This is a genomic window from Croceicoccus sp. Ery15, from assembly GCF_020985305.1.
GTDB lineage: Bacteria > Pseudomonadota > Alphaproteobacteria > Sphingomonadales > Sphingomonadaceae > Croceicoccus.
On record NZ_CP087588.1, the window covers coordinates 3,433,475 to 3,453,773 of the forward strand.

The 20,299-nt window shown below is 63.6% G+C and carries 16 protein-coding genes and 1 pseudogene; 5 read left to right on the forward strand and 12 right to left on the reverse strand.

Features of this window, described 5'->3' with window-relative positions:
- Positions 1-14 precede the first annotated feature (14 nt).
- From LOZ77_RS16740 to LOZ77_RS16760, 5 genes are all read right to left on the reverse strand, one after another.
- Complete coding sequence (locus tag LOZ77_RS16740; protein WP_230280076.1) at positions 15-1,574, reverse strand: carboxylesterase/lipase family protein; 1,560 nt, start codon at positions 1,572-1,574, stop codon at positions 15-17.
- Complete coding sequence (locus tag LOZ77_RS16745; RefSeq protein WP_230281917.1) at positions 1,561-2,595, reverse strand: sugar kinase; 1,035 nt, start codon at positions 2,593-2,595, stop codon at positions 1,561-1,563. The genes LOZ77_RS16740 and LOZ77_RS16745 overlap by 14 nt, the downstream gene beginning before the upstream one ends.
- 10 nt (positions 2,596-2,605) lie before the next feature.
- Positions 2,606-3,376 carry a 2-dehydro-3-deoxy-D-gluconate 5-dehydrogenase KduD gene (gene kduD / locus LOZ77_RS16750; protein ID WP_230280077.1) on the reverse strand — a complete coding sequence of 257 codons (771 nt, stop codon included), beginning with the start codon at positions 3,374-3,376 and terminating at the stop codon, positions 2,606-2,608.
- Between the two features lie 127 nt (positions 3,377-3,503).
- On the reverse strand, positions 3,504-4,136 hold the full coding sequence (locus LOZ77_RS16755; protein WP_230280078.1) for an RpiB/LacA/LacB family sugar-phosphate isomerase: 633 nt from the start codon (positions 4,134-4,136) through the stop codon (positions 3,504-3,506).
- A 143-nt stretch (positions 4,137-4,279) separates the two neighbouring features.
- Positions 4,280-5,314 carry a LacI family DNA-binding transcriptional regulator gene (locus tag LOZ77_RS16760; RefSeq protein ID WP_230280079.1) on the reverse strand — a complete coding sequence of 345 codons (1,035 nt, stop codon included), beginning with the start codon at positions 5,312-5,314 and terminating at the stop codon, positions 4,280-4,282.
- 252 nt (positions 5,315-5,566) lie between these two features.
- Here LOZ77_RS16760 and LOZ77_RS16765 point away from each other — a divergent pair, with 252 nt between their 5' ends.
- Entirely contained in the window at positions 5,567-6,352 is a 786-nt protein-coding gene (locus LOZ77_RS16765; protein ID WP_370638032.1) for a 2-keto-4-pentenoate hydratase, read from the forward strand.
- A gap of 54 nt (positions 6,353-6,406) precedes the next feature.
- Here the strand turns inward: LOZ77_RS16765 and LOZ77_RS16770 are convergent, their stop codons facing one another.
- The 4 genes and pseudogenes from LOZ77_RS16770 to LOZ77_RS16785 form a co-directional block, all read right to left on the reverse strand.
- Positions 6,407-7,207, reverse strand: coding sequence for a fructosamine kinase family protein (locus LOZ77_RS16770; RefSeq protein ID WP_230280081.1), 801 nt, complete (start codon positions 7,205-7,207; stop codon positions 6,407-6,409).
- Positions 7,204-7,679, reverse strand: a pseudogene (locus LOZ77_RS16775) (low molecular weight protein-tyrosine-phosphatase). Before LOZ77_RS16775 ends, LOZ77_RS16770 begins: the two are co-directional and overlap by 4 nt.
- Before the next feature lie 69 nt (positions 7,680-7,748).
- A complete protein-coding gene (locus tag LOZ77_RS16780; RefSeq protein WP_230280082.1) occupies positions 7,749-8,387 on the reverse strand; it encodes a GntR family transcriptional regulator in 639 nt (212 codons plus the stop codon).
- A gap of 206 nt (positions 8,388-8,593) precedes the next feature.
- Entirely contained in the window at positions 8,594-9,205 is a 612-nt protein-coding gene (locus LOZ77_RS16785) for a TetR/AcrR family transcriptional regulator (RefSeq protein ID WP_230280083.1), read from the reverse strand.
- A 159-nt stretch (positions 9,206-9,364) separates the two neighbouring features.
- On the opposite strand from LOZ77_RS16785, the gene LOZ77_RS16790 reads away from it, so the two are divergent.
- From LOZ77_RS16790 to LOZ77_RS16800, 3 genes are read left to right on the forward strand one after another with little or no spacing between them, the layout of a single operon-like run.
- A complete protein-coding gene (locus LOZ77_RS16790) occupies positions 9,365-10,513 on the forward strand; it encodes an efflux RND transporter periplasmic adaptor subunit (RefSeq protein WP_230280084.1) in 1,149 nt (382 codons plus the stop codon).
- 4 nt (positions 10,514-10,517) lie between these two features.
- Positions 10,518-13,757, forward strand: a complete 3,240-nt coding sequence (locus LOZ77_RS16795; RefSeq protein ID WP_230280085.1) for an efflux RND transporter permease subunit — start codon at positions 10,518-10,520, stop codon at positions 13,755-13,757.
- Complete coding sequence (locus tag LOZ77_RS16800; protein WP_230280086.1) at positions 13,754-15,223, forward strand: efflux transporter outer membrane subunit; 1,470 nt, start codon at positions 13,754-13,756, stop codon at positions 15,221-15,223. The genes LOZ77_RS16795 and LOZ77_RS16800 overlap by 4 nt, the downstream gene beginning before the upstream one ends.
- Before the next feature lie 22 nt (positions 15,224-15,245).
- On the opposite strand, the gene LOZ77_RS16805 is transcribed toward LOZ77_RS16800, so the two are convergent.
- A complete protein-coding gene (locus tag LOZ77_RS16805) occupies positions 15,246-16,448 on the reverse strand; it encodes a hypothetical protein (RefSeq protein WP_230280087.1) in 1,203 nt (400 codons plus the stop codon).
- Positions 16,449-16,468: 20 nt separating this feature from the next.
- Entirely contained in the window at positions 16,469-17,293 is an 825-nt protein-coding gene (locus tag LOZ77_RS16810; protein ID WP_370638090.1) for a sulfite exporter TauE/SafE family protein, read from the reverse strand.
- A 186-nt stretch (positions 17,294-17,479) separates the two neighbouring features.
- Between LOZ77_RS16810 and LOZ77_RS16815 the strand changes: the two genes are divergently transcribed.
- Positions 17,480-19,846 carry a putative bifunctional diguanylate cyclase/phosphodiesterase gene (locus tag LOZ77_RS16815; RefSeq protein ID WP_370638033.1) on the forward strand — a complete coding sequence of 789 codons (2,367 nt, stop codon included), beginning with the start codon at positions 17,480-17,482 and terminating at the stop codon, positions 19,844-19,846.
- Positions 19,847-19,852: 6 nt separating this feature from the next.
- On the opposite strand, the gene LOZ77_RS16820 is transcribed toward LOZ77_RS16815, so the two are convergent.
- Complete coding sequence (locus LOZ77_RS16820) at positions 19,853-20,299, reverse strand: cytidine deaminase (protein WP_230280089.1); 447 nt, start codon at positions 20,297-20,299, stop codon at positions 19,853-19,855.

Here is a 20,299-nt window from a genome sequence, read left to right on the forward strand (position 1 = left end):
CAGCTATTCTCCCGTCAGATTCCGGGCTGGATATAGGGCGCGGTCGACCACATCTCGCGCTGCCAGCCGCGCGGGTCGTTCTCCATGGCGATGCGGTCCTGTGCCACCATCAATGTCGCGCGGTCGGGCAGCGTATAGGGAGCCCATTCGGCCAGCCCCGGCGTGCCATTGCGCGCAAGGCCGGTGAAGGCGCGCATCATCGCGGCGCTGATCTGGCGCGCGCGCCTGTCCGTGCCGGAAAAGCTGCCCGCCGCATCCAGAGTGCCGAAAACATAGGGCAGATCGTCGGTATGCGCCGCGCCGCGCCGCGGATCGATCGGGGATTCGCGGTCGAGTTGATAGACCCACGTCCGGCTCGCGCCTGCCTTTGCGCGCTCGTCCGCCTCGATCCATTGGCCGGGCCAGCTGCGCCCGTCGGTCGTCGCGGCATAGAATACGCGCTCTGCCGACCAGTAGGGGAAATGTTCGCGATATTGCTGCACCACGTAATCGGGGCGCAGATCGATGCGGATATTGGGGCGGATGCGTTCGGCGATGTTCGACCAGTCCAGCCCCTGCACATAGGGACCATCGGCGCTGATAAACGCGCGCGTCTCGTCCGTCGTGTTGCCAAGGATCATCGGGATCGACAGCGATTGCGACGCGGCATCGGGCCAGAACGGATGGCGCGGCAGGTTCGCCATATCGAGCACCGGCCCGAAATAAAGGCTGCCGCCAAGCACCGGATCGGTCGCGTCCAGCCCGTCGACCAGGCGCTCCGTGGGCAGGGCCTTGAGCGCGGCGACATCGCCCACGGCAATACCAAGGTGATCGAAGAAGGCCGTAATGCGTTTCAGTGCATTGGTCGGCCCGCTGGCGGTAACCTGCTGCCCGCTCATCGTGGCGGCGGAATGGAACAGCCCCTTGGCGGCAGGCATGGCCATCAGCGTCGCGATCTTGGCTCCGCCGCCCGACTGGCCGAACACCATCACGCGCGACGGATCGCCGCCGAATTTCGCCACATGATCGCGCACCCATTCCAGCGCGCAGATCAGGTCGAGTTGTCCCAGATTGCCGCTATCGGCATAGGCGCTGCCGAACGGGGCGAGCCACGGATAGCCGAAGACGTTGAGGCGTTGGTTGACGGTGACGACGACCACATCGCCATCGCCCGCCAGATGCTGGCCGCGGGTAACCGGATCGGTGACCGTGCCGCCATTATACGCGCCGCCGTGGAAATAGACCATGACGGGCCGCTTTGCCGCAGGGTTCAGCTCTGGCGACCAGATGTTGAGGAAGAGGCAGTCCTCGCTCGCCGGTTCGTCGGACTGGCCGCGTTGCGGGCAGATCGGTCCGAATGACTTTGCGGGCGTGGGATCGGACGCGAACGGCTGGCGCACGGGGCGGGCAAAGCGCTGCGCCGTGGCATAGCGGATGCCGAGAAAGGCATGGACGCCCGCCTGCTTTATGCCTTCATACCCGCCTACGCGCGGGGAGGAGGACTGGCCGAAGGCGGGGGCGGCTGCCAGTAATCCCGTGCCGATCAGCCCGCCCTTTAATAAGGAGCGACGGGTAGGGCGATCAGCGGCGGACATCGCCGCCTGCCGGATCGAACGCCTCCAGATCGGCCTCTGTCACCAGTACCATATCGCCGGGTATGCCATGTTTCAGCGCGGCGAGGGCAAGGCCCGATTTGGCCATGTCCTGCGCATTGCCGCCCTTCAGCCAGCTGCGCAGCATCCCCGCGGCATAGGCATCGCCGGTGCCGATGCGGTCGACGATATTCTCGATCCGCACTTCGTCGGTCTGCCAATGGCTTTCGCGCAAGTCGATCCGCGCTGCAAGGCGATGGGTGCCGGCCGTTTCCACATGGCGCGCCGTGCTGGCGATCAGCTGCAGATTGGGGAAATGCGCAAAGGCAGCCTCCGCCGCCTCGCGTCGACGGTCGGGGCCATCGCCCGAAAATGTCTGGCCCAGCAGCAAAGAGATATCGCGGTGGTTGCCGATCATCAGCGTGGCTTCGCTGACCAGTTCGGTCAGGATCGCGCGCGGATCGCTGTCCCACGCGTCCCACAGATTGGCGCGGTAATTGCCGTCGAAACAGATCGGCACGCCCGCTTCTTTGGCAGCGTTGACGGCGGCACGCGCCAGCGCCACGCCATCGGGGCCGAGCGCGGGCGTAATGCCCGACATATGCAACAGGCTGGCTCCGTCCAGCGCCTGCGCAAAGGGCAGGGTGGCCGGATCGGCCAACGCAAAGCTGCTGCCCGCGCGGTCATAGGTGACGCGGCCCGCAATCGGACCTGCGGGCGGTTCGAAGAAATACAGACCGATGCGGCCCGGCGCGGTGGCGATGAAACGCGCATCGCTGCCCGATGCGCCGATGGCCGCAATGGCTTTGCGGCCCAGCGGATTGTCGGGCACGACCGACAGCATGCGCGCCGGCAGGCCAAGGCTGGAAAGGGCGGCGGCGACATTCGCCTCTGCCCCGCCGACATCGATGGCCACGCTGCCGGCCTGCGCCAGCGGGATCTGGCCCTGCGGGCTAAGCCGCAGCAGCATTTCGCCGAAACATACGACGGGTTTGGTGTCGCCCTCGGTGCGTCCCTGCGTCATCATGCCGCGCTCATCGGGCGAGCCATCCGCCATCGACGGCCAGCACATGACCCTGCACATAATCCGCCGCGCTGCTGGCAAGGAAGACCGCCGCGCCGCCGATGTCCTTGGGATCGCCCCAGCGCCCTTCGGGAATGCGTTCCACGATCTGGCGCGCGCGGGTTTCGTCGGCCTGCAATGCCGCCGTGTTATTGGTCGCGATATAGCCTGGTGCAATCGCGTTGACGTTGATGCCCTTGGCTGCCCATTCGTTCGCCATCAGCTTGGTCAGGCCCGCGACGCCCGACTTGCTGGCGGTATAGCTGGGCACGCGGATGCCGCCCTGAAACGACAGCAGCGAAGCGATATTGACGATCTTACCGCGTTTGCCCGACTGGCTGGACCAGCCGGTCATGTGGCGCGCCGCCGCCTGACACAGGAAAAACAACGACTTCAGATTGGTGTCCATCACAGCATCCCAGTCCTCTTCCGAGAAATCCAGCGCGTCCTCGCGCCGGATGATGCCTGCGTTATTGACCAGAATATCGAGCGAACCAAGTGTTGATACCACTTTGTCGACCACTTTGCCTACCGGCTCGATCGAGGAGAGGTCGGCGGACACCAGCTCGCACTTGCGGCCAAGGGCGCGCACCTTGTCTGCGGTTTCGGTGGCTTCGCTGCGGCCCACAGCGGCGATATCGGCCCCCGCTTCGGCCAGCGCGAGGGCAATGCCCTGTCCGATGCCGGTGTTGGCGCCGGTGACGACCGCAACGCGGCCGGAAAGATCGAAGGGGCTGTTCATCGGGTCGTCCTCTCGGTTGCGCCGCCGCGAATCGGTTCTACGCATGGTCGGCACCGGCCATCGACATGGCGGCAGTCAGATAGGGGCGGGGGCAGCGCGTGCCGCCCCCGCGAAGTCCGTCGGGCCGTTACAGGCTCTTCAGATAGGCGCTGATTTCGTCGTTCTTGGAATTCGCATAGAAATATTCCGCGAATTTCTCGCCTGCGATCGCGCTTTTCAGCAGGTCCTGATCGACGTTCTTCAGCACGGTCAGCATGTCATGGGTGGCGGCGGCCTTGAAATCTTTCAGGATAACGCGGTTCTTCGCCATGATCTCTGCGCGTTCCTTGGGGTAGCCCGCGCCGGGTTCGTTTTCAAAGATCTTGCGATAGCAATCCTGCAGGTTCAACTCGGCAGCCCAGCCGAAACCCTTGGCATAGGGCATCGACATGCAGTTGCCTGCGTTGATCTGGCTGAACAGGAAGGCATCGGTCGGATCGATCACCAGACCGCAGAACACGCCGGGCATCGAATTGCAGGCCAGCATCGAACCCATGCCGGTGCCGCAACCGGTGACGACGAAATCCGCCGCGCCTGAATTGAGCAGGATGCCGGCGAGCAGGCCGTTCATCACATAGGTCAGCTGTGCGTCATCCTCGGGCGCATACATGCCATAGTGGAAGACTTCGTGGCCAAGCGGTTCGGCAACCGATTTCAGAGCATCGTGTACGATGCTGCTTTTGGCCGCCTGGCTGTTTTCGATAATCAGTGCAACTTTCATAACATCCTCGCTCGCTGGCTTGGGGTAGGCCCTTGGCGGCCTATGTTTACGGAACTTGATCCCACATCGGAAAGGCGGGTTAGGTAACCGGTGTCAAAACTCTAGATAGACGAGATGACAGGGGGATTTCAACCTTCATCACCCTATCGGTCCGGTTTCGGCGCTGCCACCGAAGATCGCCGGATCAGTTCCGACGGCAGGCGCGAGGGCAGCTTGTCAGCATCGGCCGAATCGATCAGCTTGTGCGCGGCGGTGCTGGCCATTTCGCGCACCGGCCAGCGCACGGTGGTCAACGGCGGCCAGATATGCGCGGCGATGGGGCTGTCGTCGAATCCGATGATCGACAGATCTTCGGGCACAAATATGTTCCTCTGCCGCGCCACATGCAGCGTTGCGGCGGCCATTTCATCGTTCGACGCAAAAATTGCGGTTGGCGGCGTTTCGCAATCCAGCAGGCGCTGTGCGGCGGCGATCCCCGAATCGAAAGTATACAGCCCCGGCGCATGCCATTCGGGCCGGTATTCCAGCCCGTGCCGTTTGATCGCGGCCAGAAAACCTTCGCGCCGTTCAAAGGCCGAGCGAAAGCCCTCGGGCCCTTCGATCAGGGCGATCCGGCGATGCCCCATATCGACAAGATGGTCGATGGCTTTGCCCACAATCTCGCGGTCGTTCGATTCGACCAGATATTGCGGTTGATCCAGCTGGGTCGAACCCATGCGGACATAGGCGCAATCCAGTTCGCGGCACAACGCGGCCAGTTCCTCGTTCTCGGAAATCGGGGGCAGGATGAACACGCCATAAGGGCGCTGCTTTTCCAGAAAATCGCGGATGTCGTCCAGCATCGCGGGCGAGTGACGGTCGACCGGGCGCACGACTAGCGCGAAATTGGTGTCGCGGATCGCATCCAGCACGCCGATCTGGAAATTCAGCACGGTCTGCGCATTCGGATTGTCGTGCAGCAATCCCAAAAGGAAATTGCGGCGCAGCGCCAGCGCGCGGGCCTGCGGATTTGGCACATAGCCAAGCTCCGCGATGACGCTTTCGACCTTTTTACGCGTATCGTCTTTCAACAATGCAGAGCGATTGATGACACGACTTACCGTTTTCTTGGAAACTCCGGCGATCCGCGCGACATCGTTGATGGTCGGCTGCCGGTCGCTTCTTCTGTCACTGCCCATCCCGTACTCCGCCCGTCCTGCACAGCGCAGGCCCCTTGTTTTGCAGTCCTAGCGTGAACTGGCCACGCCGGTAAACTGCGGCGCTCTCTCATCCGCTTCGCCGCATTGTTCGGGGCACCCGAGCCGACCATATTCCGGGCCAGGCCATCGGCGATGCCTCCCGCCCCCTCTCATCGGGAAGCACTTGCTTTCCCGCTGCGGTTCATTATGACACCGGTTTCCTAATTGTGAAAGACAATCGTTGAGGGGATGATGGACAGCCACGCTGTAGAGCGCATTGCGCAGGCATTCGTTACCGCGCGCACCCAGGGAAAGGCCCTGCCGGAATACCCCGGCGACCGGCCGCTGACCCTTGCCGATGCGTATCAGGTTCAGGATCACGCCCTGCAATTGTGGGACCGTTATGTCGGCGGCTGGAAAGTCGGCAAGATCCCTCCGCCGCGCGATGCAGAGCTGAGCGCGAACCGGTTGATCGGCCCGATTTTCGAGGATGTGATCTATCATCAGGCGGGCAGCCCGCTGGCCATGCCCGTGTTCGCCGACGGCTTTGCCGCGGCCGAGGCCGAATTTGCAATCCGCATACGCGTTCCCGAAAATGCCGCGCTGCCCACCAATGATGCCGAAACCTATGACTGGGTCGAGGAAATCCGCATCGGGATTGAGATCGCCTCCTCGCCCTATGCCGGTATTAACGAGGACGGACCCTGCGTCACCGTGTCGGACCACGGCAATAATGCCGGTCTGGTGCTGGGTGCGGTCGTCCCGCGCGAGATGTGGGACGGGATCAACGATATCACCGTCGAAACGATCATCGATGGTGAGACGGTGGGTACGGCGACGACCGCGAGCATGCTCGACGGGCCGTTCGGTGCGGTGCGGTTCCTGCTCAACAATCTGGCGGAACGCGGCCTGATGGCGCAGGCGCCGGGCTGGGTCTCTTCGGGTGCGATCACCGGTGTGCATGACGTAAAGGTGGGGCAGTCGGTCGAGGCACGGTTTGCCGGTATCGGTTCTGTTTCGGCTTTAATCACCGCCTGACTTAAAGCATTGGACGGGGCCGGAAGCGCCCCGTCCAATGCTGCGCGCAATGGCCTATCGCCCCAAAGCGTCCAGCGCACCATCTACCCTGCTGCGATAGCTGTCGCCGAACAGGCGATAATGGACCAATAGCGGCCACAGGCGATAGGCGGGGAGACGCTCGCGCCAGCCGCTGTCCAGTGCCAGCGTATCGAAAAACCGCGCGGGCGGGTGATCGAACAGGGTCAACATGGCGGCATCGACTTCGCGGTCGCCATAATAGCATGCCGGATCGATCAAACCTGCGATCCGCCCGCCGCGCGCCAACACGTTCCCGCCCCACAGATCGCCATGTAGCAAGGCGGGCGCAGGGGAATGCGGCAGATATTCGGGCAGGGCTGCGGCCAAAGCCTCCACCCGCTCCGCAAGCGATGTCGGCAGATGCGGAATAAGTGGGAGCAGACGGCGCTCCCCCCAGAATGTCGGCCAGTCGCTGCAAGGTTCATTGTCGATGCGGACGGGGCCGAACGCGTAATCGTCGGGCCAGCCATAGTCGCTAGCATGACTGTCATGCAGCCTTGTCAGCGTGGCGGCCAGATCGTCCCACGCGCCCGTTGGCCCGCCGTCGCTCTCGATCCACTCCATGATCAGCAGATCGCCGTCGCAGGCGGCGACCGCTGGGGCAGGGGCGCCGGTGGCAGCGATGGTGCGCAGCATGGCGGCTTCGCGGGCGACCAGCGGGCCTTGCTTGGCCACAGCCATGCGACCGTCCGCCAGCTCCAGCCGCCACCCGCCTGCCAGATCGCCGCCATGCAGACGCCGGACGCCTGAGATTTTGCAGCCGAGTAACCCGCTGGCAAGAACAGCGACGGTCACCCCGTCAATCGCTCCACCAGTGCAACTGCCGCGCGATCGACCTGCGACCATGTCGTGTGGACCCTGCCTCGCCGCCGAAATAGGGATCGGCCACCGGCTGTCCCTCAAGCCCCTCGACCAGATCGAGCAGCAGGGCCAGTCGCGCGGTAGCATCCGCGGGCGCGCGGCGCTGCAGTTCGGCCAGATTCTCATGATCGAGTGCATAGATATGGGTGAAGCGATAGAAGTCTTCTGCCGCCACCTGCCGTCCGCGATAATGCGCGATATCGTGTCCATTATGCAGCGCCACCGCCTGCGCGCGCGGATCGGGCGGTTCGTTCACATGCCACGATCCGGTCCCCGCCGAACCGACATCCGCTTCCACCGCTGCCTCTGTCAATCGCGCCCGTAATGCCGCCTCGGCCAGCGGCGAGCGGCAGATATTGCCAAGGCAGACGAACAGGACGGCGGGCGTGGATCGGCTATCGGTCATGCCGCCATGCTAGGCAGCGTTCTGGCTGATCACCAGCCTTATGGAAGCCAGCTTTGCAATGAACGCCGGTCAGGCCGCGTGTTTGCGCCTTGCATTATAGGCGCGGCGGATATGCGCCGTCATCAGCGCTTCGGCCCATTCGGTGTCGCCACGTTCCAGTGCCTCGGTAATCTCGAGATGTTCGGACAGAGACCGGTTCACCTGTTCGCGTTCATAGGCGAGCGCGGTCAGATGGACGACGGGTTGCAGCACCAGCCGCCCCAACAGACCCGCCAGCCGTTCCGATGCGGAGGCATGCAGGATCAGCGAATGGAACCTTTCGTTCAGTGCCAGAAATGCCTCGTCATCGAGGATTTCGGCGGTGACGACAGCGCGCATCTCCTCGTTCACCTGTTTCAGCTCGGCGATCGTGTCAGCGTTGATTCGACCCGCCGCCAGCCGTGCCGCATGCGATTCGAGCATGCCGCGCAGGACGAACACCTCTGCCACGTCGGCTTCGGTCCATTCGGCGACATAGCTGCGCTGGCTGTCGGACCGGCGCACGAACAGTTCGGTTTCAAGCTGGCGGATCGCCTCACGCACGGGGGTGCGCGATACGCGGCACAGATCGGCCAGCTCTTCTTCTTTCAACTGGTGGCCGGGCGGTAATTCGCCCGAGAGAATCTTTTCGCGCAAGATACGATAGGCCTGGTCCGAGGCTTTCTTCATGATGTCCTTCAATGGGCCGATGCGGCCTTTCGCTGTCGGTCATTCGCGTCTAGAGGGACGCGAATGACTCGCAATGACCGGACGCCCGCTTGGCGACGGCTTCAGCGGAAATCAAGCCAAACTGTATACGCAATGGTCGAAATGGCTTAGTTTTCTTCGCATTTCCCGCCGATCGACCCGATTGAGTATGCTGTTGTTGGTGCGACTCACGCGCTCAGCCCTGCGCCGCGCAGGAAAAACTCGGTCCGCTTGCGCAGTTCTTCGGCAGTGGGCGGCTCCATTGATCCGTGGCTGATTGCTTGCATCTGAAAGTCGAACGCGATCAGTCCGGTGAACAGATCGGCCAGCTTGACGGGATCGCCAGTCATTTGGGGATAGGTCGTGGACCATTCGGTAAACAGGCGGCGCAGTCTATTCAGCGCCTTCATCTGCGAGCGATCGAAGAAGTTGCGTGCGAATTCCGGATTGCAGACGCTTCGTGCGATCACGATGCGGGTGATGGCCATATTCGAGGGGGCAAGAAAGATGGCCGAGAGTTCGGCGGCGATCCGGTGGAGCGCCTGATCCGGCGGCAGGTCATTTGCGGCCACCGTTTCGACAAGTTCGTGACCCAGATCGCGCGATTGCGACAGCACTGCGTCTAGCAGCCCTTCCTTATTGCCGAACAGCTTGTAGAGTGTCGCGAGTGATCCGCCGGCGCGCTCGACCACTTCGGCCAGAGTCGTCTGCTCGTAACCCTGTTCGATAAAAAGGTCCCTTGCGGCCTGTTGAAAGGCCTGTCGGCGCCGGTCGAGCCTTTCTTGCTGGGGGCTTTCCAAAAATTTCACTCCCGTCGGGTTTTTCCGTCTTGAACTCTCTTGTGTAATAACTATTACGCCTTCGCAACTGCAAAATCGGAAGCGCGCATGCGAATTAAAATCATTTCTCTGGCGGCTACGGCCCTTGCCCTGGCGACTCTTGGTCCGGCCGGATGCGGCATGGGTGACGAACAGGCTGCCCCGCAGGCCGTGCCTGTGCGCACCTATACGGTGACCGCGATGGATGTGCCCAATATCGTCGAACTGCCGGGTCGCGTGGCTGCGATCCGTACCGCGGAAGTGCGCGCGCGGGTAACCGGCATCGTCCAACAGCGTTTGTTCACCGAAGGAACGGATGTGGGTGAGGGGCAGCCGCTGTTCCGGATCGACCCGTCAGAAATGCAGGCCAGCTATGCGCAGAGCGAGGCGAGCCTCGCTCGTGCCAAGGCCACGGCAGACAATGCGCGCGCGGTGGTCGAGCGTTATCGCCCGCTGGTCGATGAAAACGCCATTAGCCGCCAGGAATATGACGCCGCCGTCGCCGCCATGCGCGAAGCGGATGCCAATGTGGCGCAGCTTCGCGCCGAACTTCGCGCTGCCGGGCTGCAACTGGGCTATACCACGGTGCGTTCGCCGATTTCGGGCCGTGCTGGCCGCGCGCAAGTGACCGAGGGGGCGCTGGTCAGCCAGGCCGAAGGCACCCTGCTGACCACGGTGGAGCAGATCGACCGCGTTTACGTCACCTTCAACCAGTCTGCCACCGAGCTGCTGCGCCTGCAACGCGCGATGGCCGAGGGGGAGATCGACCTGCCCAGCCGCGATGCGATCGATGTGCAGATCATGTTTCCCGACGGCACAGCCTATCCCATTGCGGGCAAAGTCGATTTCCTTGCCGTATCGGTGCAGGAGACGACCGGTACGGTCGAGGTTCGCGCCGAAGTTCCCAATCCGCGCAGCCAGTTGCTGCCCGGGGAATTCGTGCGCGGTCGCATCGCGGTGGGGACACGCAAGAATGCCGTCACCGTGCCGCAGGCCGCCGTGCTGCTGTCGAACGATGGGGGCAGCGTCTATGTCGTTGGCGCCGACAATACGGTCGAACCCCGCAAGGTGACGCTGGGCCAGATGGTCGAGGGGAACTGGATTATCGAAAGCGGCCTGAAACAGGGCGACAAGGTGATCACCAGCCGCTTGCAGGTCTTGCAACCCGGCATGCCGGTGACCGAACAGAACACGCCGACCGGGCAAAAGGCTGCGGGCCAAAAGCAACCCTCAGCCAAGCAGACGGCGACCAAGCAGTCGAGTGGCGCAACCGCACGCGGGGCCGAGTAATTCCATGGCACGCTATTTTATCGACAGGCCGATATTCGCCTGGGTGATCTCGCTCGGCATCCTGCTGGCGGGCTTCATCGCGTTGCGCGGTCTTCCGATTGAGCAATATCCGGAAGTTGCCCCGCCCTCGCTCAGCATCGAAGTCGCCTATCCGGGCGCGGATGCCGAGACGCTGGAGGAAAACGTCACGCAGGTGATCGAGCAATCGCTGAACGGTGTGGAGGGTTTCCTCTATATGAACTCGTCCAGCACCTCGTCGGGTACGGCGTCGATCACGCTGACTTTCGAGGCGGGGACCGATATCGATATCGCTCAGACCGAGGTGCAGAACCGCCTGTCGACGGTGGAAGCGCGCCTGCCCGAACAGGTCCGCCAGCAGGGCATTCAGGTCCGTCAGGCGAATGCCGGCTTTTTGATGATTTTGGGTCTTACGTCGAAAACCGGTCAACTGGACGCGGTCGGCCTTGGCAATATCGCGACCAATCAGGTGCTGGACGAACTGCGCCGCGTTCAGGGCGTGGGCGATGTCACCCTGTTCGGTTCGGCCTATGCAATGCGCATTTGGCTCGATCCCGACAAGCTGGCTTCTTATAATCTGTCGCCCACCGCCGTGCTGGCCGCGATTCAGGAACAGAACAGCCAAACCGCAGGCGGTTCGCTGGGCGCGCAGCCGTTCGTGGACGACCAGCAGCTGACCGCGACAATTACCACGCAGGGTCGTTTCAGCTCGGCCGCGGAATTCCGCCAGATCATCCTGCGCGCTGAAACCGGCGGAGCCACCGTACGGCTGGCTGATGTGGCCCGTGTCGAACTGGGGGCGGAAAGCTATGGCTTTGCCGCCAGTCTCAACGGCAGCCCCATGGCCGGCATGGCGGTGCAACTGGCCACCGGCGCCAATGCACTGGCTACCGCCGAAGGCGTCCGCGAGCGGATGGAAGAGCTTTCAGGAACCCTGCCGACGGATGTCGAATGGTCGGTTCCCTACGACACCACGCCCTTTGTCGAGATTTCGGTCGAGGAAGTGATCAAGACCCTGATCGAGGCGATGGCGCTGGTCTTCCTGGTCATGTTCCTGTTCCTGCAAAGCTGGCGCGCAACGATCATCCCCACGCTGGTTGTGCCGATCGCGCTGATGGGTGCCTGCCTTGGCCTGTGGGTTTTCGGATTTTCTATCAACGTGCTGTCCCTGTTTGCCATGGTGCTGGCGATCGGCATTCTGGTCGATGACGCCATTGTGGTGATCGAAAATGTCGAGCGCATCATGCGCGAGGAGGGCCTGCCTCCGCTTGAAGCGACGCGTAAGGCGATGGACCAGATCACCGGCGCGATCATCGGCATCACGCTTGTCTTGATAGCTGTGTTTGTACCGATGGCGTTCTTTCCGGGATCGACAGGCGGCATCTATCGTCAGTTCTCGCTTACCCTGTCGGTTTCAATCTTCTTCTCGGCGCTGCTGGCGCTGACATTGACGCCTGCGCTCTGCGCCAATTTCCTGAAGCCCATCGAACAGGGCGACGGGGACGAACATGGGCATGGGGAGCCGGTTCCGCCCGCCGCCATGGAAGAGCCGGGCTGGCGCGGCATGCTGGCAAAGCTGCAATATCGCGCAGCCCGTCTGTTCGCAGGCTTTAACCGCTGGTTCGCGCGCATGACCGAGAAATATGCGCGCGGGAACGAGCGTATTCTGTCGCGTCCGATGCGCGGGCTGGCCGTATTCCTGATGCTAGGCGTGTTCACCGCATTTCTATTCACCCGTTTGCCCACTTCGTTTTTGCCGGATGAGGATCAGGGCTATCTGATTACCGTGGTTCAGACCCCGGCAGGCGCGACCATGGCCCGAACTGACGAGGCGCTGGCTCCGATCGAGGAATTTTGGAGTTCGCAGAACGAAGTCGAAGATCTGGTCGTACTGCGCGGTTTCAGCTTTTTCGGGCGCGGGCAAAATGCAGCCATGATGTTCTCGTCCTTTGAACCCTGGGAAGAGCGGACCGCGCCCGAAAGCGGCGCAAGCGCCATTCTGGGTCGTGCAGGGCAGGCTTTTGCAGGTATCGACAATGCGTTGGCCTTTCCGATACAGCCCCCTTCAATCCAGTCTTTGGGTCAGGCCAGCGGTTTCACCATGAAGCTGCAGGATCGTGGCGGATTGGGGCGCGAGGCGCTGACCAATGCGCGCAATCAGCTGATGGGCATGGCAAGCCAGAGCGACCTCATTGCCAATCTGCGGCCCGAGGACCAGCCGCCATCGCCCGCGCTGGAACTGACGGTCGACCGTGTGCAGGCGCGCGCGCTGGGCCTTTCGATTACCGATGTGAACAATGCGCTGTCGATCAATAATGGCTCTGCCTATGTGAACGATTTCACCTATCAGGGCCGTGTACTGCGCGTGATGGTGCAGGCCGATGCGCCCTATCGCATGACGCCCGAGGATGTGATGTCGCTGCGCATTCCCAACGACAGCGGCGAGCTGGTGCCTTTCAGCTCTTTCGCCACGGCCGAATGGTCGGCGGCGCCGCCCAGCCTCGGTCGCTATAACGGCTATCCTGCAATGACCCTGTCGGGAACGGCGGCACCGGGAAAATCGTCGGGCGATGCGCTGGCCGAAATGGAACAGCTGGCATCGCAACTGCCGGCGGGCATCAGTTATGAATGGACCGGCCTCAGCTATGAAGAGAAGCAGGCGGGCGGGCAGATCGGCCTGTTGCTGGGCCTGTCGGTGATCGTCGTCTTCCTTGTGCTGGCGGCATTGTACGAAAGCTGGGCGGTGCCGCTGTCGGTATTGCTGGTTGTGCCGATGGGCGTGCTGGGCGCGGTGCTGTTTTCGATGCTGCGCGGGCTTTCGGCGGACGTCTATTTCAACGTCGGCCTGATCACCATCATCGGCCTTGCCGCGAAGAACGCGATCCTGATCGTCGAATTCGCGATCGAGGAAGAGGAGCGCGGATTGTCTCCGCTGGAAGCGGTGAAGACAGCGGCGCGATTGCGCCTGCGTCCGATCATCATGACCTCGCTTGCCTTTATCCTTGGCATGGTGCCGCTGGTTCTGGCCAGCGGTGCGGGCGCGGCCAGCCGGATCGCGGTGGGCACGGGCGTGATGGGCGGGATGATCGCCGCGACCGTGCTGGGCATTTTCGTGATCCCGCTGCTCTATCTGATGACGCGCACCTATCTCAGCCGCAGGCAGCCGTCGGCCGCGGGGCACATGGACGAACCGGCCGAAGCGCCCGACGGGGAGGCAGCACGATGAGCATGCGTCACACCGCTCCGCTGGCGGCGATCGCCATGGTGCTGGTCTTGCCGGGCTGCATCAATATGGCGCCCGATCATGTCACGCCCGAATTGTCGACCGCGCCCGCGTTCGATCCCGAATACGGGCCCGACGGCACGGTGGTCGCGACCAGCCTGTCCTATCGCGACTGGTTCGCCGACCCGCGCCTCGATGCGCTGATCGGTGCGGCGCTGCGCAACAACCGCGATCTTGTCGCCGCCACCGCGCGGATCGAACAGGCGCGCGCGCAATATCGCATCCAGGACAGCCGCCGCCTGCCCAGCGTGGTCGCCAGCGCCGATGCCACGCGCACCCGCACGCCTTTGACCGGCGCCATCGCCGGTGCCAGCGGCGATACGAGTGCGATCACGGTCGATAATTTTCAGGTCGGCGTCGGCGTCAGCGCGTTCGAACTGGACTTCTGGGGGCGGGTCAGGAACCTCAGCGATGCGTCGCGCGCGCAATATTTGTCGAGCGTCGCGGCGCAGCGGGCCTTTTATCTCTCGCTGATCGCCGATGTCGCCACCACCTATTACGAACTGCTGGAAACGCAGGATCAGGTGGAACTGGCCATCGCCACCGTCAGCAGCCGCAGCGATTCGCTGATTATTGCCAAACGCCGCCTCGACATCGGGGTGACTTCGGCGCTGCCGATGCGGCAGGCCGAAACGCTGTTGACCGCGGCCCAGCAGCAATTGGCCAGCCAGCGACTGGCCGAGGCGCAATTGCGCAACCAGCTGGCCGTACTGGTCGGCGGGCGCATCCCCGACGATCTGCCCGAAGGTCTGGCGCTGGAAGAGCAGGGCAATGGCATGCGGCTCGATCCCGGTCTGCCGTCCGAGATGTTGCTGGCGCGGCCCGATGTCGTCGCGGCAGAGGAAAACCTGCGCGCAGCGCGTGCCAATATCGGCGCCGCGCGGGCGGCGTTCTTTCCGACGATCTCGCTGACGGGCAATGCCGGTTTCGCGTCGGAAACGCTGGGCGGCCTGTTCGACGAGGGGATCTTCGCATGGAGCGCGGGTCCGTCGATCAGCCTGCCGATCTTTGACTGGGGCGCGCGGGAAGGCGATCTGGATTACGCCAAGGCACTGGAGGTCGAGGAAGTCGCCAATTACGACATGGCGGTGCAGACGGCATTCCGCGAAGTGTCCGATGCGCTGGCCGGTCGCCGCTGGCTGACCGAACAGGTCGCGGTGTTGGAACGCACCGTCGCCGCGCAGGAAGAGATCGACCGCATTTCGACCCTGCGTTACCGCGAAGGGGTGACCGATTATCTGGAAGTGCTGGACGCCGAACGGTCCCTGTTCAGCGCGCAGCAGGATCTGATCACCACCCGCCGAGCCCTGTTGCAGAACGGGGCCACGCTTTACGTCGCGCTGGGCGGCGGGTTCGAGGTGAACGGAAGCGAGATCGAAGGCGCGGGGGGCACGCCGGTCGACGATTGACCGGCATGCGTCCTGTTCGCGATTACTTCGACAGGCCCTGAAACACAAAACGCTGTACGCGGCGGCCGCTGCCCACTTCGGTAGTATATACATTGCCGTGGCTGTCGACATCGACACTGTGCAGCCAGATGAACTGCCCCGGATAGCGTCCGTTGCGACCAAAGCTGCCGACGACTTCATGCGTTTCGCGCAGCAGCACCCAGACGCGGCCGTTCATCATGTCGGCGACATAGACATAGGTTCCATCGGGGCTGAACGCGACATCGCTGGCCGAACGCGTGCCGCCGGTGCCGGGTGCGATCACGATATCCTGCAGGAATTCGGCCCCGTCCGCGGTTTCGCGGAACAGCTGCAGCCGGTTGTTGCGCCGGTCGCAGACATAGATCGTGCTGTCGGGCCCTCGCACGACGCAGTGCACGATATCGCCGAAGATTTTCGCCTCCGGATTGGCGCCGCCGTCGGCGGTGCTGCTCGCCTGGCTCTGGTCGAATGGTTCGTCCCGCGTGCCGCCGCCGGGCACTTCGCCATAGGCGCCGAACAGATGCGTCATTGCCAGATCGGTGCCGGCCAGTTCCACGATACGTTTGTTAATATAGCCGTCGGCGACCAGCACCGAATCCGCATTGGCGGCGATATCGGCGGGATTGCCAAGGCTGGTGCGCGATTCGTTACCGCCGGTTTGCCCGCGCGTGCCGAAATGGCGGATATATTTGCCGTCGGCGGTAAAGTTCATCACCACGTGATCGCCGTCGCCATTGCCGCCGATCCATACCGTGCCCTTGTCGTCGACATACAGGCCATGAACATTGGCGGGCCATTGTTCCCCCTCTCCTTCGCCGGGGGCGAGATCGGGGCCGCCCCAGCCCGACAGCAGGTTCCCGTCCTGATCAAAGCGCAGCACATGCGGCGGCAGGTTGCAGCAGGCGACCGCGATGGGCGGGTCCTGTGCAAGGCCCGATTCGGTCTGGTCGAGCGAATTGGGGCGCGTCAGCACCCAGATATGATCCTGCGCATCGACCGACAGCCCGGGCGACTGGCCAAGGATCATGTCATCGGGCAGGCGCGGCCATGATGCATCGGCCTTGAACAGGGGCATGGGCACGGTGTCGTCCACCCGTTCGCTGACCACATCGACCAGCGTGTCGGCCATGGCAGGCGGCGGGGCAACCAGCGTACCGGCAAGGCCCGTGGCGGCGGCAAGCAAAGGCAACAGCGATCGGCGCATCGGTACTCTCCCGTTAAAAATCATGCTTTCATGATCATGGTGACGCCCACGACCGCCAGATAGATCCCGAATACCCGCCGCAACAAGGCGGGGCTGAGCCTGTGCGCGGCGGCAACGCCCAGCGGCGCGCTGGTCATGGCGGTGGCGATGATGGCGATGGCGGCGGGCAGGCTGACATGGCCGATCGACAGCGGCGGCAGTCCGGCCTCTCCGAAACCGGTGATGGCATAGCCGATGGCTGCGGGGATAGCGATGATCGCGCCAATGCCCGATGCCGTGCCGATGGCGCGGTGGATGGGCGCGCCGCAGCTTGTCATCGTCAGTGTCGTGATCGTGCCCCCGCCGATACCCAGCAGCGCGGAGATCAGGCCAAGGAATCCCGCCAGCCCCGCGCGGGTCGCGCCAGTGGGCATGGCGCGCGCCAGTTGCTGGCGTTCGGGCCGGACGGGCAACAGGAAATAGGCGGCAAAGGCCAGAACGCCCCCGCCGAAGATCAGCGCCAGCGTTGCGCTGGATGCGAAATCGGCGATCAACGTGCCCAGCACCGTTCCCGCCACGATCCACGGCGCCCAGCCCTTGATAAAGGGCACGTCGACTGCCCCGCGTTTGCCATGCGATTGCACCGATCGCAGCGATGTGAAGATGATCGTCGCCAGCGATGTGCCGATGGCCACATGCATCACCTGATCGGACGACGTACCGAGCATCGGCAGAATCAGCGTCAGCGCGGGCACCACGACGAACCCGCCACCGATGCCGAACAGCCCCCCCGCGAAACCGGCACCAAGCCCCGCCGCAAGCAGCGCGAAATAGGGGAGGAGGGAGAGCGCGGTATCGGCCAAGATGTAACCAACCATACGCGTACTGTAACCGGCGTCGAGTATTATTGTTGCGCTGCAATACAATGTACCACTACGCCGCGATAATAGCGGGGCTGTGACAGCGGGCATTAACGAAAAGCTTACCAAGCCCGGCTTAGTTTGCCACCTATGTTCGCGCTTGCTCGGAAAAACGCCCGTAATGGGCCTCCCGTGGCCGATGACCGGCCTGTTCCCGCTCAACCCGAATCGGGTGTGGCGCGCAATGGCGCGCTGGGCGGCGGATTGTTGAAGCGCATGGGGCTTGCCGCCCCGGCTACCCCCAAGCTTCTGGGCCTGCAATATGCGGCCTTGGCGCGCACGGCGTTCCTGCGCTTCGCGGTTTTAGTGGGCGCGGCGGTTCCCGCGATCACGTTCTGGATCGACAGCTCGGGCCTGTTGCTGGCAGGCGGCTGGTTCCTGCTGGTCGTGCTGATCGCGGCGGCCATGCTGCGGATGGAGCGGGGCTTTATCGACGCCGAACGCCGCCAGCTCGCCGCAGAGGAGCAACGCACCCATCTGGCGGTGGTCAGCATTGCGGGCCTGTTGTGGGCGGGGCCGATGCTGGCGTTTCCCGATGCGATGGCCAGCGGCAATGCACCGCAATATGCGGTCATGGCGCTGCTGATCGGCGTGTTCGTGCTGGCGCTGTCCGCTGTGCCGATCGCTGCGATGGTGTTTATCGCGATTTTCGGCGTGGCCGGTGCGATTTCGATGGTGCTGGCTGGCGATTTCGCGGGCACGGTCGCGCAGATCGCCTTTGGCGTCGTCGTCGCGGCGGGGGCCATGTCCCTGTCGCGCCTCTATCTGCGCCTGCGCCTGACAGAGGCAAATCTGGCCGAAAAGCAGGAAACTGTGTCGCTGCTGCTGCACGAGTTCGAGGAAAACTCGGCCGACTGGCTGTGGCAGGTCGATGCATCGCGCCGCGTGCGCGGGGTTTCGCCCCGTTTCGCCCATGCGCTTGGGCTGGAACCGCGCGAGGCCGATGGCGAACCGCTGCTGCGCCTGATCGCGGGCGAGGGCTGGGATACAGGCGCGCTGCCGTCATCGCTGCGCGATCTGGCCGAGCGGCTGAAGCGGCGCGAGAGTTTTTCCAACATGATGGTGCGCGTGTCGATGAACGGCCGCACCCGCTGGTGGGAATTGTCGGGCACTCCCAAGCATGACGAGCACGGACAGTTCGCCGGTTTTCGCGGTGTGGGTTCCGACGTGACCGAACAGCGCGAAAGCGCCGAGAAAATCGCGCAGCTGGCCCGTTACGACCAGCTGACCGGCCTGCCCAACCGCATGATGCTGACCGAGGCGCTGGGCACCGCGCTGCAACGCGCCGAACAATGGCGCACGCGCTGTGCGTTTCTGATGATCGACCTCGACCGGTTCAAGGCGGTCAACGATACTTTGGGGCACCAGATCGGCGACAAGCTGCTGGCACAGGTGTCGCGCCGCCTGCGGGTGCTGATGGGGCAGCATGACACTTGCGGCCGTCTGGGCGGCGACGAATTTGCCGTGGTGATGGCCGATGTGAACGACCGCGAGGCGGTGGACCGCATGTCGCACGCGATCATCGATGTGCTGTCCAAGCCCTATGACGTCGATCACCACACGCTTTACGTCGGCGCGTCGGTGGGGTCTGCCGTGGGGCCGCGCGATGCGCGCACGGTGGAAACGCTGATGCGCAACGCCGATCTGGCGCTTTACCGGTCGAAGGACGAGGGCGGCGGCAGCCATTTCGCCTATGAGCCGCAAATGCACGCCCATGCCGAAGAACGCCGCAAGCTGGAATTCGCGCTGCGCCACGCGCTGGAGCGGGACGAGCTTGAGCTGAATTTCCAGCCCGTGGTCGATGCGGTGACCGAGGAGATCCTGAGCTTCGAGGCGCTGATGCGCTGGAACAGTGTGGAATTTGGCCGCGTGTCGCCTGCCAAGTTCATCCCCATTGCCGAGGATACGCGCCTGATCGTGCCCATCGGCGAATGGGCCCTGCGCCGCGCCTGTGACGAGGCGGCGCATTGGCCCGGCCATGTGAAGGTGGCGGTGAACGTTTCGGCCGAACAGATGCTGGACGCCAATTTCGCCAGCACGGTTGTTTCGGCCCTCGCCGCCAGTGGTCTGTCGCCCGAACGGCTGGAACTGGAAGTGACCGAATCGATCTTCCTGCGCGATGGCGGGGCGGCGCAGTCGACGCTGAACCAGATCCAGTCGCTGGGCTGCAAGGTGGCGCTCGACGATTTCGGCACCGGCTATTCGTCGCTGGGCTATCTGCGCAACAACCGCTTCAGCACGATCAAGATCGACCGCAGCTTTGTGCAGGGCGCGGCCAAGGATAGTCCCGAATCGCTGGCCATCATCCGCGCCGTGGTCGCCATGTGCGATGCACTGGGCATGGAAACGACGGCGGAAGGCGTCGAGAGCGAGCGCGAGCTGGAGCGTATCCGCCAGCTTGGCTGTTCGAAGATTCAGGGCTTTCTGTTCGGCCGCCCCATGGGCGCATTGGAAGCCAATGCGCTGCTGGATCAACGCGCCGAACGCCGCATCGCCTGAACGGGCCTAATCCGGCAGCACATCCGCGCCGAATCCGGCGGGGAGGAGTTGCGAGATCGTCATTTCCAGCACCTCGTCGCCTGTGGCGCTGGCCGAGATGACCACGATGTCGCGCCTTGACAGAGAGGCCGCCTCGGCAATGGCCTGACGGCAGCCGCCGCAGGGGGTGATAATGTCCTCCCCCGCGATTGTGCCGCCCGCCTTCGGTCCGCCGGCCACCGCGACATGGGTAATCCGTGCAAGGCCGAATGCGTGCTGCGCGGCGGTCAGCGCCGATTGTTCGGCGCACAGGCCCAGCCGGTAACAGGCGTTTTCCATATTCGCGCCGGTCACGACCGAGCCATCCTCGGCCATGACCGCGCAGCCGACGTGAAAGCGCGAATAGGGGGCGTGCGCCTTGGCCGCTGCCTCGCGCGCCAATGCGATCAGCCGGTCGCGGATATTGTCGTCCAT

Coding starts and splice junctions, on each gene's coding strand:
- kduD (WP_230280077.1), bottom strand. CDS start 3,376: ATGAACAGCCCCTTCGATCTTTCCGGCCGCGTTGCGGTCGTCACCGGC.
- LOZ77_RS16765 (WP_370638032.1), top strand. CDS start 5,567: ATGGACAGCCACGCTGTAGAGCGCATTGCGCAGGCATTCGTTACCGCG.
- LOZ77_RS16820 (WP_230280089.1), bottom strand. CDS start 20,299: ATGGACGACAATATCCGCGACCGGCTGATCGCATTGGCGCGCGAGGCA.
- LOZ77_RS16760 (WP_230280079.1), bottom strand. CDS start 5,314: ATGGGCAGTGACAGAAGAAGCGACCGGCAGCCGACCATCAACGATGTC.
- LOZ77_RS16795 (WP_230280085.1), top strand. CDS start 10,518: ATGGCACGCTATTTTATCGACAGGCCGATATTCGCCTGGGTGATCTCG.
- LOZ77_RS16800 (WP_230280086.1), top strand. CDS start 13,754: ATGAGCATGCGTCACACCGCTCCGCTGGCGGCGATCGCCATGGTGCTG.
- LOZ77_RS16790 (WP_230280084.1), top strand. CDS start 9,365: ATGGGTGACGAACAGGCTGCCCCGCAGGCCGTGCCTGTGCGCACCTAT.
- LOZ77_RS16745 (WP_230281917.1), bottom strand. CDS start 2,595: ATGACGCAGGGACGCACCGAGGGCGACACCAAACCCGTCGTATGTTTC.
- LOZ77_RS16780 (WP_230280082.1), bottom strand. CDS start 8,387: ATGAAGAAAGCCTCGGACCAGGCCTATCGTATCTTGCGCGAAAAGATT.
- LOZ77_RS16755 (WP_230280078.1), bottom strand. CDS start 4,136: ATGAAAGTTGCACTGATTATCGAAAACAGCCAGGCGGCCAAAAGCAGC.
- LOZ77_RS16740 (WP_230280076.1), bottom strand. CDS start 1,574: ATGTCCGCCGCTGATCGCCCTACCCGTCGCTCCTTATTAAAGGGCGGG.
- LOZ77_RS16805 (WP_230280087.1), bottom strand. CDS start 16,448: ATGCGCCGATCGCTGTTGCCTTTGCTTGCCGCCGCCACGGGCCTTGCC.